Origin of the sequence: Cecembia rubra, from assembly GCF_003014575.1 — a bacterium.
In the GTDB taxonomy this organism is placed as follows: domain Bacteria; phylum Bacteroidota; class Bacteroidia; order Cytophagales; family Cyclobacteriaceae; genus Cecembia_A; species Cecembia_A rubra.
In genome coordinates, this window is sequence record NZ_PYGF01000004.1 from 162556 (window position 1) to 180263 (window position 17708).

General features: G+C 40.0%; 12 protein-coding genes. 6 read left to right on the top strand and 6 right to left on the bottom strand.

The window, feature by feature from the left end; all coding sequences use genetic code 11:
* Nucleotides 1–345: 345 nt before the first annotated feature.
* Complete coding sequence (locus tag CLV48_RS09415; protein WP_106567022.1) at nt 346–1398, bottom strand: M42 family metallopeptidase; 1053 nt, start codon at nt 1396–1398, stop codon at nt 346–348.
* Between the two features lie 174 nt (nt 1399–1572).
* On the opposite strand from CLV48_RS09415, the gene CLV48_RS09420 reads away from it, so the two are divergent.
* The 3 genes from CLV48_RS09420 to CLV48_RS09430 all read left to right on the top strand — a co-directional run bounded on the left by CLV48_RS09420 (nt 1573) and on the right by CLV48_RS09430 (nt 4157).
* Entirely contained in the window at nt 1573–2325 is a 753-nt protein-coding gene (locus CLV48_RS09420; RefSeq protein WP_106567023.1) for a sulfite exporter TauE/SafE family protein, read from the top strand.
* A 65-nt stretch (nt 2326–2390) separates the two neighbouring features.
* Nucleotides 2391–3776, top strand: a complete 1386-nt coding sequence (locus tag CLV48_RS09425; RefSeq protein ID WP_106567024.1) for an ATP-grasp domain-containing protein — start codon at nt 2391–2393, stop codon at nt 3774–3776.
* 24 nt (nt 3777–3800) lie between these two features.
* Complete coding sequence (locus CLV48_RS09430) at nt 3801–4157, top strand: response regulator (protein WP_106567025.1); 357 nt, start codon at nt 3801–3803, stop codon at nt 4155–4157.
* A 34-nt stretch (nt 4158–4191) separates the two neighbouring features.
* On the opposite strand, the gene CLV48_RS09435 is transcribed toward CLV48_RS09430, so the two are convergent.
* Nucleotides 4192–6075, bottom strand: a complete 1884-nt coding sequence (locus CLV48_RS09435) for an amidophosphoribosyltransferase (protein ID WP_106567026.1) — start codon at nt 6073–6075, stop codon at nt 4192–4194.
* Between the two features lie 486 nt (nt 6076–6561).
* Between CLV48_RS09435 and CLV48_RS09440 the strand changes: the two genes are divergently transcribed.
* Both CLV48_RS09440 and CLV48_RS09445 read left to right on the top strand, forming a co-directional pair.
* Nucleotides 6562–6885, top strand: coding sequence for a hypothetical protein (locus CLV48_RS09440; protein ID WP_106567027.1), 324 nt, complete (start codon nt 6562–6564; stop codon nt 6883–6885).
* An 84-nt stretch (nt 6886–6969) separates the two neighbouring features.
* The gene (locus tag CLV48_RS09445; protein WP_106567167.1) at nt 6970–8307 is read left to right on the top strand and encodes a sigma-54-dependent transcriptional regulator; all 1338 of its coding nucleotides are present in this window, start codon (nt 6970–6972) and stop codon (nt 8305–8307) included.
* A 1-nt stretch (nt 8308) separates the two neighbouring features.
* Here the strand turns inward: CLV48_RS09445 and CLV48_RS09450 are convergent, their stop codons facing one another.
* From CLV48_RS09450 to tsaD, 4 genes are all read right to left on the bottom strand, one after another.
* On the bottom strand, nt 8309–10819 hold the full coding sequence (locus tag CLV48_RS09450) for an ATP-binding protein (protein WP_106567028.1): 2511 nt from the start codon (nt 10817–10819) through the stop codon (nt 8309–8311).
* A gap of 54 nt (nt 10820–10873) precedes the next feature.
* A complete protein-coding gene (locus tag CLV48_RS09455; protein ID WP_106567029.1) occupies nt 10874–11380 on the bottom strand; it encodes an HNH endonuclease in 507 nt (168 codons plus the stop codon).
* A gap of 56 nt (nt 11381–11436) precedes the next feature.
* Entirely contained in the window at nt 11437–11904 is a 468-nt protein-coding gene (smpB, locus tag CLV48_RS09460) for an SsrA-binding protein (RefSeq protein ID WP_106567030.1), read from the bottom strand.
* Nucleotides 11905–12025: 121 nt separating this feature from the next.
* Entirely contained in the window at nt 12026–13030 is a 1005-nt protein-coding gene (gene tsaD, locus CLV48_RS09465; protein ID WP_106567031.1) for a tRNA (adenosine(37)-N6)-threonylcarbamoyltransferase complex transferase subunit TsaD, read from the bottom strand.
* A gap of 45 nt (nt 13031–13075) precedes the next feature.
* On the opposite strand from tsaD, the gene CLV48_RS09470 reads away from it, so the two are divergent.
* Entirely contained in the window at nt 13076–17665 is a 4590-nt protein-coding gene (locus tag CLV48_RS09470; RefSeq protein ID WP_106567032.1) for a translocation/assembly module TamB domain-containing protein, read from the top strand.
* Nucleotides 17666–17708 lie beyond the last annotated feature (43 nt).

The window sequence follows — 17708 nt, forward strand, 5'->3', positions numbered from 1 at the left end:
AACTGAGAAATCTAAAGGCTTAGGGTTTTGAGATTTCTCTCTGCGTTCGAAATGACAAGGAAAAGTCTTTGCTTATAGTTACCCTGCTTAGGAAGGGGGACTTTTTCTTTTTTGAATCAATACGGAAACAAAGCCATCCATCAGCAAAAGGACCGCTACTCAAATAAGCCTGTCCTTGTCATTTCGACGACGAGGAACGAGGAGGAGAAATCTAAGGGCTTAGGGTTTTGGGATTTCTTCCCGCAATGCTGCGGGACAGGCTCCTGCGTTCGAAATGACAAGGTGAAGTCTTTGACAATAACAACCCCTCTGAGCAAGGACAGCCTTTTCCCTTCAACCAAAAAATCAATGCCTCCAATTATAATCAGCCATATCTTCCAAACATGCCTTTAACAAAAGAATACTATGGGCAATGTCCTCTTTATGCGCCATTTCAATCACCTGATGCAGGTGCCTGGTGGGAATGGAAATAGCCCCAGCGATGGCCCCCTGCTTCCCCATGCGCTGCACACCGGCAGTATCTGTACCACCAGCGGTCAGGATTTCTGGCTGCCATTTGATGCGGTGATTATCTGCAGTCTGCTTCATAAATGCCACCATTCTGTAATCACATATCGTAGAAGCATCCATGATTTTAATCGCTGTTCCTTTGCCCAATTCCGTGATTTTTTCATGAGGCTGAGCCCCTGGAACATCAAAAGCAATCGTTGTATCCAAAGCAATTCCAAAATCCGGATTAATCCCATGAGCGGCTACATTGGCTCCCCTCAGCCCGACTTCTTCCTGCACTGTAAATGTGGCATACACATCATAGGCAGGATTTTGAAGGATTTTTAAAGTCTCTATCAAAATATACACTGCCACCCTATTATCGATAGATTTACAGTTGACGCAGTCTCCCATCTCGACCAATTGCCTATCCCTGGTAATGGTATCTCCAATGCTAACGTATTTTTCAACTTCCTCCTTACTCATACCCAGATCAATAAAAAAATCAGTGGTTTGAGGCAATTTGTTTTTTTCTTCAGCAGTCATGACATGGATTGGTTTGCTCCCCATAACACCCACCAGGTCTTTTTTACCATGTATGATAACCCTTTGGGCAGTAAGAGTTTTGGGATCAAATCCCCCTAAAGTATGGAACCTGACAAAACCCTTATCATCAATATGCGTGACAATAAATCCGATCTCATCCATATGGGCTGCCACCATGATTCTTTTACCCTCTGGATTTTTTTTAGATTTTTTAACAGCAATGATATTCCCCAAATTGTCCGTTTTTAACTCATCTACCCAAGAATGGACCAAGTCCAACACTAAATCTCTGATTCTTTTCTCATATCCTGGTGCTCCGGGCATTTCACAGATTTGTTTCAACAGGCTAACATTAATTTCCATAATTGATTTTCATTTTTTAGGTACTAATTCCACATTTTGGGGTAAAATTACTCAGTTTAAATCTAAACTTAGGCGAAAAACCATACACCACCAAGATTAATCTGGTACAGTTTTTTCTTATAAAAATAACCTAAAATGGTTGAAAATTAAAGGTAAGCTTAGATCAAGTTATTTATGCAGTTATTATTAGTGCTCCTTGGAGCATTTGTTGTTTTTATTTTAAGTACCCTGACCGGTGGTGGTGCAAGTTTGTTGTTAATGCCATTGGTAGCTTGGATAGTTGGTGTCAAAGCAGTAGCCCCGGTCATGGCAATCAGTATTGGAATGAGCAGTACTTCAAAGGTTCTCTTTTTTTGGAGATATATAGACTGGAAACTCTTTGCCTGGCTTTTCCCTTCCACCATAGTTGGATCAATCCTTGGGGCTAGAATGTTTGCCATTCTTTCTGCTGATTACCTACAGCTTCTCATCGGTCTGGTACTGATCTCTACTGTATTCCAATGGAACAAAACGGAAAAAAGGACTGGCTGGAAAGTCAAAGCTTGGCACTTTGCACCGATGGGGCTGGTAGTTTCATTCCTTTCCGGGCTGATCGGAGGGGTCGGTCCCTTGATGAACTCTGCCTACCTGAATTATGGAATGAGTAAGGAATCCTTATTGGGGACACGTAGTGCAAATGCTATCCTTCTCCATATAACAAAAATAATCAGCTATGCCTATTTCGGATATATAACAGGTGAAGTGATCAAATATGGGCTTTTAATTGGATTTTCTTCGATGATCGCGGTGTATTTCGGCAAACTCATTTTGGCCAAAATATCTGAATTGATTTTCAGAAAAATAGTAGTGGCCAGCATGGTACTCAGCGGTATACTGATGATCTGGAAAAACAGGGAGTTTATCTTTAACTGGCTGGCCATGGCATAAGTCCAGAACTCCTGAATCAATAATCTGAATCAAAAAATCAATTGGTAAAAAAAATATCCTGAAGCATGAAATTATCAATTTCAAAAAATGTGCATCTGGTGGAACCAGGAGACTTCGAGCCCACGGACCATTGGTATCCAAGGGTTTTGAATTCCAATATCCATCCCTTGGTGGCATATTTTCTCAATCTTTCCCATGATCAAATGGTGGAAAGATACCATAGGTTACACCCCTCATCAGATGCAGATGCCATCATGGGCATATTAAAATATCAGCCGAAGTACTTCAGATGGGCAGGCACTGACCTTATGCATGTCACCAACCATGAAGGCAATAGGAGGCTTACGGTCATTGAAACCAACTCTTGTCCTTCCGGTCAAAAATCCATGCCGCTTTTGGATCTAAACGTAGAACAGGGTGGATATAGAAGGTTGATTGAAGAAACTTTCAAACCCTTGGTTAATTCCGTTCAGGAGGAGGGTTCACTTGCAGTCATTTATGACAAAAATCCCATGGAAAATATTGGCTATGCAGCTACTATAGCGGATATTTTCGGGGAAAATGTCCTTCTGGCAAAGTTTGAAAAAAATGACCAGGATCCTCCTGCCAAATTTGTCGAAAACAAACTTTTCATCCGGAATGAAAAGGAAGAATGGACCCCAATAAGGGCTGCATTTAGGTATGTAACCCAAGAACCATGGACCAGGATTCCAAAAAACTCAAAAACCTTGCTCCTTAACCCAATAGAAGCCTGTCTGGCTGGAGGAAGAAACAAAGAAGTAGCCAGCAGATCTTATGACGTTTTTAACCAGCAGTTCAGGGATAAGGGCATCCGTATCTTCACACCGGACACATATAGAAATGTAAGCTTCCAGGAATTACCTGAATATTTTGAAAAGCTTGGAGGAAGCATGGTCATAAAAGTCCCGGATTCCAATGCTGGACAGGGCGTTTATACTGTGATCAGCGAAAATGAACTTGCTGAAGCGATGAATAAGGTCAATGAAAATGATGTTTATCTGGTACAGCAATTGATCCATAGCAATTACAGTAAAGGACTTGACCCTGAAAAAGCCTGGTACCATGTGGGTACCATTCCCGACAATAAAGGAAGATCCTTTGCATTTGACCTCAGACTAATGATGCATGCTACAGCATCGGGCATTAGGCCATTAGCCGTCTATTCAAGGAGGTCAAGATTTCCCCTTAATCAGCCACTCCCCGAAAATATGAATTCCTGGGAAGTATACGGAACCAATCTCTCCATCAAGGGGGAGGATGGATGGACTTACGCTGATGAAAGGCTAATGCTTTTTGATATCCGAAATTTTGGACAATTGGGGCTTGGAATAGATGAACTCATCAAGGGATTTGTCCAAAGTGCAATGGCTGTTTATGCCATTGATCAAAATGCTATAAAAACCTTTGGCGACATACAATCTAATCTTTAATTTAACCCTGTAAGTCTGAATAAGATGGATAAGAAAATATTGATAGTCGAAGATGATGTGGTATTCTGTAAACTTCTCACCAGGTTCTTAAGGAAAAATGGATTTGAAGTTATGGATGCCCAATCCGGAAAGGATGCTTTGGAGCTTGTAAACCTCAACAAATTTGAGCTGGCTGTACTGGACTACAGGCTACCTGACATGACAGGAATTGAAATCCTCAAGGAGGTTAAAAGGAAAAACCCAAAGTCCAAAATCATCCTTATCACCAGATATGGTGACCAAGATGTGGCTTCCAAAGCCATTGATTCAGGAGCAGATGCCTTTATCTCAAAACCTATTAATCCAGACGAATTGCTTCAGGTCATTTTGGGCTTTGAATAAAAAAACCGCTTGTAATTCAAGCGGTCATCATTTCCTAATATGCTCTTACGGCTTTCCCTTCCATAAAGTTGGCAAAAGCCCTATTCACAACCCTCATTCCTCCTGAAGTGGGGAAATCTCCCGTAAAGTACCAGTCACCAAGATGATCTGGGATACATTTATGTAGATTTTCCACTGTTTGGTAAAGCACTTTGACTTCAGCTTTGATCTCTGAAGTAGTAATAATCTCAGCAATTTTATCTGAAATTTCCTGATCTGTAAATGGCTCATAAAGCGCCTTTACATAATTTTCAGTCAAGATTTGCTGGGTGGTGCATTTCTCATAAACTTCATCCATCAGATAAGACATACCTTTTTCTTTTAGCAATTCTACCGTAGCTCTAAATGCTATGAATTCCTTCATTTTGGACATATCAATGCCATAGCAATCCGGGAACCTGATCTGTGGTGCGGATGAAACAATTACAATTCTTTTTGGATTTAATTTATCCAAGGTAGTCAGGATACTTTTTTCCAAAGTAGTACCTCTTACAATGCTGTCATCAATGACCACTAAGGTATCTACTCCGGCCCTAACTACTTCATAAGTGGTGTCATAGACATTGGCCACCATCGCATCCCTATCTGAGTCATTGGTAATGAATGTCCTCAACTTGACATCTTTACTTACCAGTTTTTCCACTCTTGGCCTAAAACTCAACAAAGACTCCAAATCCTCAAGATGTGGTTTCCCATCAAGTAATACTTCCTTCCTTTTGGCACAAAGATAATCTTCCAAACCCTCTATCATGCCTAAAAAGGCTGTCTCTGCAGTATTGGGTATATAAGAAAAAACTGTGTTTCTCAGATCGAAATCAATGGCCTGCAGGATTTGTGGCACAAGAGCCTTACCCAACATTTTCCTTTCCCTGTAAATATCTGGATCTGTTCCCCGTGAGAAATAAATCCTTTCAAAACTACAGGATTTCTTCTCTCTGGCAGGTATAATTTCATGCTCTGCAAAAGACCCATCTTTGTTGATGACAAGTGCAAAGCCCGGCTGGATTTCCTTTATCTGCTTGTAATCAATATTGAACGCAGATTTAATGGCTGGCTTTTCAGATGCTACCACCACAATATCCTCATCTGCATAAAAATAAGCAGGACGGATTCCTGATGGATCCCTTACTACGAAACTGGAACCATTACCAATCAAGCCAGCCATGGCATATCCTCCGTCAAAATCCCTACAGGACCTTCTTAAAATCCGTGCTACATCAAGCTCATTTTCTATGACTGCTGTAATCTGCTCGTTGGAATACTGATGTTTGTATTTATCAAAAATGCGCTGGTTCTCCTCATCCAAAAAATGTCCGATTTTTTCCATTACGGTGACGGTATCGGTTTTTTCTTTCGGATGCTGACCTAATTGGACCAATTTGCCGAAAAGCTCATCCACATTGGTCATATTAAAATTGCCCGCCATCACCAGGTTCCTGCTTCTCCAGTTGTTCTGCTTTAAAAATGGATGGCAGGTTTCAATGCTGTTTTCCCCATGGGTACCGTATCTCAAGTGACCTAACCACAACTCCCCTGTAAATGCAATATTTTCTTTGAGCCAGTCTGCATCCAACATAGCCCCGTCACCACCTTGTTTTCTAGCTTTTTTATACTTCTTTTGGATTTTTTCAAAGATATCGTTAACAGCCTGGGGTTCGATCGAACGATATCGGCTGATATATCTTGTGCCTGGCTTTGTATCTATCTTGATATTGGCAACCCCGGCGCCATCCTGGCCCCGGTTGATCTGCTTTTGCATCAGGACGTAAAGCTTATTTGGAATATATTGCGGGGAACCATATTTATCAATGTAGTATTGCGGATCTTTTCTCAACCGTATCATGGCAATACCACATTCATGTTTGATTTGGTCACTCATTGGGCTTGGGATGAAATATTCTGATACTGCAAAGTTAGCTCTTTTTTAGAAGTTTACAGAGATAATAAAATATTGGTTCATTTTTTATTTTGTATTCGGCTTGTAAACCACTTACACCCAAAAAAACTTTCAGCGCCAAACTGTGACTTTAATTGTTGGGTTTTGCTGAATAATACCCCATAATCAAACTCCAAAATGGGGATTTTTTTCACATTCCCCTAACTCCTGATTCGAAATAGCCTCTTTAAATACACATTTTATTTTTGGCACAACTGATGCATTAAATCAGTTGTGAAAAGGGATATTATCATATTGCTTTTGAGTTTGTTTTGGTTATCAATTGGAATTAAATCCTATCAGAAATTTGAGACCAAAATCAATCAACATACCGAGCAAAAGGCCATTCAACATTACACTTTTGAAGTGGAACAAAATTTGTACATACCATGAATTACTAACCAATTATTAACCATAAACTAAACTACCATGAAAAAACAAATCTTATTGCCTGCCATTATCGCCTTGGGGCTAACAGTATCCCCATTATTGGCCAGTCAGAACATTTTGCAATCTGTCGAAAATCCGGAAATGTTCGAAGACCAGGAAAAGTTAAAACTTGATCCAAACCATCTCCCCGATGGAGTAAAGACAGCAATTCAAAATAACAATGCCACAAAAGATCTTAAGATTTTGGAAGCTTGGCAGATCATTGAAGAAAATGGTAAATCCCATTACAAAATAAAGTTTGACAATGGGGGAAACGAATTAGTAAAAAAGTATGACCAAGATGGCCGTGAAATAAAAGATTAAATCCAACCTAAATATTAAATAAAGGCATCGGGAATATCCCTTTGCCTTTATTTTTTTAGCTTAGTGAAAATTTTGGTAGAGAAGATGGCAAAAATACTTTTGATTGAAGACGACCTCAGTTATTCAAGGATTATCAAAAATTTTATTGAAAAGAATGGATTTGAGGTCCGATCTGCCCAAAAAACTTCTGATGGGATCAGTATCATCCGTTCGGGATGGCCCGACTTAGTGATAACTGACTATAGATTACCCGATGGAAACGGCATGGATGTACTGGACTTCGCACTAAAGGTACATACTTCTTCCAAGGTGATATTGATTACTAGTTATTCAGATATCAGAATTGCCGTCAAAGCAATCAAAATGGGTGCTATTGATTACATCACCAAACCAATTAATCCCGAAGAGCTCCTTGATGCTGTCAACGAAGCATTGGCCATAGAGGAAGAACATGAATTAAAACCAGGATTAAATCCTGATCGAATTCAGGATTATATAAAAGGTTCGAGCGAACTATCCAAAAAAATGGAAGAGCATATCGAATTGATTGCACCTACTGATTTGAATGTGCTGATCTTGGGTGAAACGGGTACAGGTAAGGAATTTGTCGCTAAAAAAATCCATAAGTTATCTACCCGAAAGGAAGGGCCTTTCATCGCAGTCGATTGTGGTGCAATCCCATCAGAATTAGCCTCCAGTGAACTTTTTGGCCACGTAAAAGGCTCATTTACCGGAGCCATAGACAATAAAACAGGACATTTTGAAATGGCAAATGGAGGAACACTTTTTTTGGATGAAGTAGGGAATTTGGGATCTGAAACCCAAATGATGCTCTTAAGGGCTATTCAGGAAAAAACCATAAGAAAAATTGGCTCCAATTCAGAAATCCAAATCAATGCAAGAATAATTGCGGCAACCAATGAACCATTAAAACCAGGTGGAACTGAGGGGAAATTTAGAGAAGATCTTTTCCACAGACTAAATGAATTTTCAATTAACATCCCTTCATTGAAAGAACGTCCGGAGGATTTAAAAATTTTTATCCAAAGTTTCATACAACAGAGCAATGCAAGATTAAAAAAATCAGTAAACAATATTACTGAGGAAGCATCAAAAATTCTCCAACATTATTCATGGCCAGGAAATTTAAGAGAACTAAAAAATGTCATCCGTAGAGCCGTGTTGCTGGCTACTACCAATAGCCTTACTGCTGATCTTTTACCCATCGAAATTATAGAATCATCTAGCCAAACTGAATCAATAACCAATGACGTTACGGCAAAAAGTTTGGAACAACAGGAAAAAGAACTGATAGAAAAAACCTTAATAGAAACAAAATACAACAAAAGTCAAACAGCTAAGCTCCTGGGAATCGATAGAAAAACTCTTTATAATAAAATGCAAAAATTCGGATTGAGCTGAATCAGGATATGGTCACTTTAAAATCTTCTTTTAATCTTTCCATTAATCCTTTGGTTTTGGAGAGCAATTGCAATACACTTTCCTGTACTGATCCTACCTTATTCTCTTTGATGGCAGTCTCAATCGATCTTGACAAATCTCCTTCTTCTGCCTTTATCTGGGATAGGCGGCTGCCCAGTTGATGGGTAATTTCCGATATTTTAGGCAGATCATTCTTTGTTAAAGCCTCTTCTAAGTCATTTAAATTTTGTGAGGTTACAAAAATAATATCTGACACCACCTCGGTCAGCATTTCCTCATCCCCCATACAGAATCTTTCAAGATCTGAAACATCATATTCTCCTTTAGTCTGATAATCCAAAACGGATGTTTTAACTGATTTAAGTTCTGACCTAATTAATGATCCGATTTTTGAAATGACAACTTCTTCTTTGAAGGGCTTTAAAATCAAAGCCTCAAACCCTTTACTTTGTAGGCTTTCCTCCTCTCCTGCAAATACATTGGCAGTCATGGCAATCAAGGGCAATTCGGCATATTTAGACCTGCTTTTTATCAATTTAAGAACATCATATCCACTTACCTCTGGCATTTGGATGTCCAATATCCCCAGATCAAAGTCTTCTTCTTTGAAATTCTCCATAAAATCCACACCGCCACAATAGGAAGTTACGCAGGCTCCTTTTGTCTCCAGCAGCATCCTTAGCAATTTCAGTCCCACAGGATCATCATCAACCAAAAGGACCTGCACACCCTTCAAAGAAGGGAGTATTTCTTCTTGCTGATTGTTACTAATTGAAACAGCATCTGTCACTGCCAAAGGAATTTTAACCTCAAACACGGTTCCTTTCCCTTCTGTGCTATCAAAAGCAATTGTTCCATTTTGAAGTTCAACCAATCTTTTGATGATGGACAAACCCAATCCGGTCCCGCCGTACTTTCTTGTCACAGAGGTATCTCCCTGATCAAACTCTTTAAAAATCCTGGACATGACCTCTTCTGACATTCCCATCCCGGTATCTTCAATCTTAATTTCCAATTGACCCTGGGCATTATAAGATATCGATACATTAACCCCTCCAGTATGGGTGAATTTGATGGCATTACTCAGCAAATTATTCAAAATCTGGTTGATCCTTAGCTGGTCACCAACCAATGCCTTACCTTCAGGTAAATCAAATTTCCATTCAAATCCCAAACCTTTTTCACCTGCTTTAAGGGAATAAAACTTTTTGACCGAAAGGAAAAGCGACATGGGATCAAAGGATTCTTTTACAATCTCTATCTTTCCTGCTTCCATTTTGGAGAAATCCAAAATATCATTGACAATCCCGATAAGAGTATTAGACGCAAAACCAATCATGTTTACAAATTCCTTTTGCTGGGAATTCAATTCGGTGTTATCCAACGCCTGCTGATAGCCTTGAATGGCATGAAGAGGGTTTCTGATTTCATGGCTCATGTTTGCCAAAAAGTCCTGTTTGGCCTTGGCTAGCCTATCCGAGGCCTTTTTTGCTTCCTCCAATCGCTCCCTATATGAATTTGCCTTCTTGACTTCATTTAATATACTGTAGATGAAACCAACAGAACCCACAACTCCAAGGAATACCATTACGGCCAAAATAGTAGAAACTGTATAGGCAAGATCATATGCGGATTGGTTCTTGGTTCTATATTCTGCCAGGATATCCCGCTGAAGGCTTGAAATTAGTCCCTGAATCTGGGAAAAAACTTCTTTATTTTTATTGATGAGTCTTTCCTCCAGACTTACAAAATTTCTTTGAAGGCGCTGCTCATCCTTAAACATTTCCGTCATGTATGATTTAAGGGCCTCAAGGGCATTCTCAGTCGATTCTGCATTTGCTGCACCTTGTACTGAAATGGACTGTAGCTCTTCCAGGTTCTTGACCATATCCAATAATTCCTCCTGAAATCCATCCATTTCATTGGGAACCATTTCGGATGTAGTCTCCCCTGTGTTTTTCTGTGGAATTGAAATTTCACCTAAAATATCCCTGTTACGGATCCTTCCCAAAAACTGCATTTCACTTCTCTCCTGCTGCCTTTTTATTCTCCTCTCGATATTCCTTAAGGCTTCTTCACTGAAAGTTCTGCTTGTCAGGTTATACCTAACCTCCTCAAGGCCAGCGTAAACCACCATCAACTCACTAATATTGAGACTTATTTTCTCATAATTCTCCAGTTCAAGAGAGTCCTGCGCATGAGTTTTCAACCAGTCCAAGCGTCCTTTGACCCTATTGAGCGTTTCTTCAAGTACAGAATCCTTATCTGAGGTCCTTTCAGTTTTGGACATATCCAAAAGGTAAACATCAGCAAAGAGCCCATTGAGGTGCCTCAGCTTTTCATTGGGCTCGGATAGATTTTCTACTGTATCCAGAAGATTCCTGATACTGTAATAGGTAATAACACTGACAGAAATCACCAAAAAAGCTGCCAGGATAAAGCCGACAACTACCTTATTACCAACTTGATATTTCTTTTTTCTGTTTAGCAAAACATTCAGGTTTAAGGCAATCCTACTCGCAATATCTATTCCAAACTGATCCTTTCAGGCAGTTCTAACCTCCAAAAAAGGCATCCATTCTTCTGCATGTCTTTCAGCGTATTCCGCGATAAAAAAACTCAAAGTGGGCCGGAATGGTTGGACCCTAAGCCTTAAGCCCGCCTGCTCTGGAGTTTTATCTCCCTTATTGACATTACAGCGATGACAAGCTGTAATCAGGTTGGTCCAGTTGGTTTTGCCTCCCTTTGATTTTGGGAGAACATGGTCGATCGTAAGGTGTTTTCGTGAACCGCAGTACTGACACTCATGACCATCCCTTCTAAATAAATTGGCCCTGTTGAGAATTACGCCTTTATAAGGAATGTTTTTATATTCATTAAGCCGGATGACTGCCGGATATTTAAACTCCTGGTTGATTGTACGGATAATTAGGGATTCATAGTAACTCAGGCAGCTAACTTTTTCCAAAATGGACAAAACGAGTGCCTTCTGTACCGGAACAATGGCCACAGGAGAATGATCGAGGTTTAGAACTAAAACACGTTTTTCCATGATCCACTAATATAAAATCTTTGAACGGAAAAACCTGTTGTTCAATACGATTGTTTTTAAAACCGCATTCTGTCCAACTCTCTTTTTACATCTTTGGATTTGATATCCTCCCTTTTGTCATGAAGTTTCTTGCCTCTGGCCAAGGCAATTTCCATTTTGGCCAGACCTTTGTCATTGATAAAAATCCTTATCGGTACGATGGACAATCCTTTTTCCTCAAACTTAGATTCTAATTTGTCCAGCTCCTTTTTATTCAACAATAATTTTCTCTCCCTTACCGGATCATGGTTATAGCTTGCCGCCATGGAATATGGAGCAATATGCATCTGTTTTACAAACAGCTCACCCCTCTTAAAGTAACAATAGGCTTCTGTAAGTGAAACTTTCCCTTCCCTTACAGACTTGATTTCTGTGCCTCTCAATACAATGCCGGCAATAAAAGTATCCAGGAACTCAAATTCAAAACTTGCCTTTTTGTTCCTGATATTGATGATCTTATCAAATTTCTTTTTCTCCTGTGCCATTCCTCTTTGCTCTATTCAATCTTTAAAATTCAGGCCATATCTACTAACCTTTGTGTAGCCCTTAATTTCATTTACTTAATGGTTCAATATCTCCAAGTTCCGAAATCCAACTTGCCTCAGCTTAAAACCTCATCCTTGCCTCAGGCACCACATCCAGTCCACTGAATTCTCCTTTGAGGAATTTATAATGCGCTGCCATAGCAATCATGGCTGCATTGTCTGTACAGTATTCGAATTTGGGCACATAAAGTTCCCATCCCGATTTTTCACTTTCTAGCTGAAGAGCTTCTCTAAGTCCTGAATTGGCCGAAACTCCTCCTGCTATAGCAATTTCCTTTATTCTGTGAAACTTGGCAGCTTTTTTCAACTTTTGAAGCAACATCTTGACCAGGGTATATTGCACTGAAGCACAAATATCAGGAAGATTGTCCTGAATAAAATCAGGATGCTCCTTTATCTTATCCCTCAGAAAATAAAGGACCGCAGTCTTGATCCCTGAAAAAGAAAAATCAAGCCCTGGCATATCTGAAACAGGAAAGGCAAAAGCATGTGGATTACCTTCTTTTGCATATTTGTCAATCAATGGTCCTCCTGGATAAGGAAGGCCCAGCAACTTGGCTGTTTTGTCAAATGCCTCTCCCACTGCATCATCTGTAGTCTCACCAATAATCTCCATATCCAAAAAGTCCTTTACCAAAACCAATTGGGTATGGCCCCCACTAACTGTCAAACAAATAAATGGAAATTGGGGCTTTGGTTCTTCAATAAAATGTGCCAATATATGTGCCTGCATATGATTGACCTCAATCAAAGGAATCCCTAAGGCATATGCAAAGGATTTGGCAAATGAAACACCCACCATCAAAGACCCCATCAATCCTGGACCTTTGGTAAAGGCTACAGCCGATAGGTCCTTTTTTGAAAGTCCAGAGCTATTCATGGCCTCAGTTACTACCGGAATGAGGTGCTGCTGATGGGCTCTTGATGCCAACTCCGGAACAACCCCTCCATATTTTTCGTGAACTGATTGCGTGGCGATTATATTATTAAGTACTTTGCCATCAGAAATTACAGATGCTGACGTTTCATCACATGATGATTCTATTGCCAGTATATTGATCTTCATTGCGCTTACTCCTTGGAAAAGAACCCGAAAGTTACGGAATTTTTAATGAAAGCCTTAAGGCTAAGCTTTAGGTTGCTGCTTTTCCTTGTTTTCGGCATTTTACTAATTGCCATTTTACTGCAGATCCCAGCTGTTCAGACCCGAATTACTGCTTGGCTGACCACTTATATTACAGATAATACTGGGTTCAAAACAAGCGTTTCCAAAGTAAGAATACGATGGTGGGATGCCGTATCCTTGAATGATGTCATAATTTATGACCATCAGGATAGCTTAATGGTAGATCTAGAGGAAGTTTATATTGATTTTTCCTTACAAGGCTTATTAGATAGGTCCAACCCTGCCCTGGATCAGATCAAAATGGAAAAAGGCTATGTCCGTTTGATTTCCCATGATGACGATTTCCAGATGAACATTGCTGAATTTTTTGCCAGGCTAAATGAAATTCTCCCTGGAAAAAAAGACCCTAATCAGCCTTCTGGAAAATTCAACATCAACAATATTTTCTTCAAAGAAACTTCATTGGACATCTTGAATTTTGTGACTGCGGCCGTTACTTCAGGATTTGATTATACCAATCTGAGATTTAGGGACCTAATTGCCGATGTAGATGCTTTTTATACCAAAGGACCAGAATTGGGAATGAAAGTCAATTACCTGAGAGGAATAGAATCCACTTCAGGTATGGTATTTCAACAACTCAAAACTGATTTTACCTATACCCCAAACTCAATGGAGTTCAGTGATCTTTTTCTCCGCTCCAACAAAACCGAAATCAAAGACTACCTGAGGTTTGATTTCGATTCCACTCGTTCCCTCAACAAATTTGTTGAGGAAGTTCGGATCACGGCGAGATTGGATGAAACAGCCCTTGATATTCAGGATTTAAGGTATTTCTCCGAAGAACTTCCCAATATTGAAGACAGGATCTATCTAAGCGGTGAAGTGAAAGGAACTGTATCAGATTTTTCCTCCGAACAGCTGCTTATTCGGTTTGGGCTAAGGAGTGCCTTGTTTGGAAAATTCAGAATTGAAGGTTTGCCCAACCTGGATGAGACCTTCTTCCAAATGTCACTCGTAAACTCCGTCCTCAACAGCAATGACCTGGCTCCGTATATTTCAGATGAGGCCAGGAGAGAAATCAATAAGTTCAGGGACATCCGATTCGATACGGATTTTTCAGGCTATCTCCACATTTTTACAGCAAACGGCAACTTCCGTACCGGTATAGGTAATATGATTGGAAGGCTTCACTATAAATCAGAAGATGGGGAACCTACTTATACAGGAAGGGTAGAACTACGCAACCTGGATATAGGCGTCCTGCTTGAAGACCGGCAAAGATTCCAAAAAGTCAACCTTACAGGTAACATCAGAGGAAGAGGTCTTTCCATTCAAAATGCCCTTTTGGAAATAGACGCTGACATAAAAAGCGCCGGGGTGAATGGCTACAATTATGTAAATATAAAAACAGATGCAACTTACGGAAAGGATTTATTCCGTGGAAGTTTGGTCGTGAATGATCCCAACCTCAAAGGTGAAATCAGTGGAGTACTTGATGTTAGAGATGGAAAGGATTCTATCCGTTTAAATGCTGAACTGGATACCGCATTTCTCAAAAACCTAGGCATCATGGAAAGAGAAACCTTTATCAGCGGTAAAGTGGACATGGATACCAAAGGGATTACTCTGGATGATATTGAAGGTATTGCTAGGTTTAGTGACATCAACCTGAGTTACGAAGGCAGAAACCTCTATGTAGACAACTTTTTCTTTCAATCACTTTTTACAGATGACTCCAGATTAATTTCCCTTAATTCTGACCTCTTGGTAGCCGGAATATCAGGAAAATTCAAAGTTGATGACCTAATTAAGGACGTGGAAACACTGGGCAAGGAATATTTCGCAATCCTCACCAATGCCGAAAAGCCCGTCTCAAGAAAAAAGACAAGCAAACCTGAACCCTACAACATAGATATCAATCTGAATTTCATTGACATCAACCCAATCATCAATTTGTTTGAACCGAAAGCCTCGATTTCCAAAAACACCCTCATCGAAGGCGCCTTTTATCAGACTCCGGACAACACCATTCTCAACTTTTTCTCGAGTGTTGACACTATTTATTACAATGGCAACTTCCTATTTAACACTAATCTAGACTTCAACACCTCCAAACTGAATATGAACGATGAGGTACTGGCTTCATTCTATGTATTCTCAAAAAAGCAGGTACTGGGTTCTGGACTTACCTTCAACAACCTTGCGATGGAAGCCATCTGGGATGAGTCAAATATTGACCTGACCTACAGGCAGGACCAGCTAGAAACAGGAAGTTATGTACGGGTAAAAAGTGAGATTACCATTTATCCTGACCATACCACGATTGCTTTTGATCCCTCCGAATTAAAAGTTCTTGATAAAACCTGGAGATTTGACAATAATAACCAAATCTATATCTCAGGAAAAAGCCTACTGTTTGACAACATCAAACTATTTAACGAAAATCAGTTTATCTCATTCAATGGTACCATTTCACCCAATTCTGAGGATGTACTTTCCCTTCAGATCCATGAGCTGAATCTGGATTTCTTTAATACCCTGAGCAATAAAGAATTTGAAGGGCGTGCAAATGGACAGTTTGGATTGAGCAATTTTTATGAAAGCATAGGAGTCAACGGGCAGCTCAAAATTGAGGAAATGTATATCAACAAATTCCTTATTGGCGACATCGATGCTGCCACCTATTTTGCAGGAAGATTAATCAACCTGAACCTGACCAATATTAGAGAAGGTAAAAAAGTGATTACTGTCAATGGCTATCTGGGAAGTGATGATGATGAACTTGCCCTCAGAGCCAATTTAAATGAAACCGATCTTTCTATTCTTGAGCCTTTTCTCTCAGACTACCTGAGCAGAATGGGGGGAACAGTTTCTGGCGAACTTGCAATTGAAGGCACTATAAATTTCCCGGTTATAACCGGAACAGGAAGGCTAAATGGGGGAACAGTTTTGATCAAATACCTCAACACTTTCTATACAGTCAATGGAAATGTCCTCTTCAATCCTAATGAGATAAGTTTCAGGGAACTCCAACTGAGAGATATCAACGGAAATACTGCCAGAATGCGTGGCGGAATTTCCCATGATTATTTCTCTGATTTCATCCTTGATGTCAGTTCCAACCTGGAAAATTTCCAAGTCTTAAATACCACCCTGAGGGATAATGACCTTTTCTATGGCACAGCAAATGTGTCCGGATCGCTCAATATTTTTGGAGCAGCAAATAACCTGGACATAACTGCAAGGGCTACTTCCCAACCCAATACCAGAATTTATATTCCTTTTGGCAGCAGCAACGAACAGGCACAGGAAGAATTTATCAATATCATCAATGTGAGAGACACCAGTAGAGTGCAATCGGAGTTAATAGAGGGGGTTGAGAAGCTAGCCATCAACAATGTGAGGATGAATTTTAATTTTGATGTGACTCCTGATGCCTATCTGGAAATACAGATCGACCCAAGAACAGGAGAGAATATACAAGGGAGAGGAAGGGGTGTTATCAATATGAATATTGACACCCAGGGCAACTTCTCTATGCTGGGGAATTATGAAATCACAGAGGCTAAGTACAATTTTTCACTGTATAATGTCATCAGGAGAGAATTCATTGTTCAGCCTGGAAGCAGAATATCCTGGTTTGGAGACCCTTATGAAGGAGTAATGGATATAAGGGCCTATTACCAGGAGAGTGTTTCGCTTCAAAGTCTTCAAAGGGTTCAATTAGGAGGGATTGAAGATCCCCAAATGAGAAGAAGATTTCCTTTGAAGGTCCTTATGAACCTTAAAGGCAATTTATTGTCACCGGACATATCTTTCAACTTTGATTTTTCAGAATTCCCGACTGAAGGGAACGTACAAACCTATATCTCCGCTTTCCAAAACAGGATAGCTAATGATGAACAGGAAAAAAACAGGCAGGTATTTTCAGTCATTATGATGCGCTCATTCTCACCGGAAGGTCAATTCAGCGGAGTAGGAAATATTGCTACTTCCAACCTGAGTCAGCTGCTTTCTTCCCAATTGAACAGCTTCATAGCACAGGTGGATCAAAACCTGGAAGTGGATATAGACCTGGCCAATTTAGACCAAAACACCCTGGAAACATTTCAGTTGCGCGTAGCATACACATTTTTAGATGGACGGCTACGAGTAAGTAGGGATGGGGGATTCACAGATCTTCAAGGAAATGCAGACCTGAACAGTATAGCAGGAGATTGGCAGGCTGAATACCTCATCACTGAAGACGGAAGGTACAGGATGCGAATTTATAACAGGAATAATTTCAATACCTTTACTTCCCTTTCTTTGGCAAGAAATGTGGCGACTTATGGGATTTCCGTATCCCAATATGTATCCTTCAACTCCTTTTCTGAACTTATCTCCAGAATCAAAAAAAAGGAAACAGAAAGACTGAGAATCAATGATACAGATGATTTTTTAAGGTATCAATTTGAAGAAGAAAGGGGCTGGAGGCCTATCCCCTTGGAAAACCTCGAAAAAAGAGTTAGTCCCTTGGATTACCAGTTTGAGCAGCCTGATAGAATATACAGAAAAGAGGAGGAAGAATAACACAAATTTATCTTTTGGGTTATTCATACATTGAAAAAATTTA

Excerpts from the sequence above, each read along its gene's own strand:
- CLV48_RS09425 (WP_106567024.1), top strand. The coding sequence starts at position 2,391 with ATGAAATTATCAATTTCAAAAAATGTGCATCTGGTGGAACCAGGAGAC.
- CLV48_RS09430 (WP_106567025.1), top strand. The coding sequence starts at position 3,801 with ATGGATAAGAAAATATTGATAGTCGAAGATGATGTGGTATTCTGTAAA.
- CLV48_RS09455 (WP_106567029.1), bottom strand. The coding sequence starts at position 11,380 with ATGGAAAAACGTGTTTTAGTTCTAAACCTCGATCATTCTCCTGTGGCC.
- CLV48_RS09445 (WP_106567167.1), top strand. The coding sequence starts at position 6,970 with ATGGCAAAAATACTTTTGATTGAAGACGACCTCAGTTATTCAAGGATT.
- CLV48_RS09440 (WP_106567027.1), top strand. The coding sequence starts at position 6,562 with ATGAAAAAACAAATCTTATTGCCTGCCATTATCGCCTTGGGGCTAACA.
- CLV48_RS09470 (WP_106567032.1), top strand. The coding sequence starts at position 13,076 with ATGAAAGCCTTAAGGCTAAGCTTTAGGTTGCTGCTTTTCCTTGTTTTC.
- smpB (WP_106567030.1), bottom strand. The coding sequence starts at position 11,904 with ATGGCACAGGAGAAAAAGAAATTTGATAAGATCATCAATATCAGGAAC.
- tsaD (WP_106567031.1), bottom strand. The coding sequence starts at position 13,030 with ATGAAGATCAATATACTGGCAATAGAATCATCATGTGATGAAACGTCA.
- CLV48_RS09415 (WP_106567022.1), bottom strand. The coding sequence starts at position 1,398 with ATGGAAATTAATGTTAGCCTGTTGAAACAAATCTGTGAAATGCCCGGA.
- CLV48_RS09435 (WP_106567026.1), bottom strand. The coding sequence starts at position 6,075 with ATGAGTGACCAAATCAAACATGAATGTGGTATTGCCATGATACGGTTG.
- CLV48_RS09420 (WP_106567023.1), top strand. The coding sequence starts at position 1,573 with ATGCAGTTATTATTAGTGCTCCTTGGAGCATTTGTTGTTTTTATTTTA.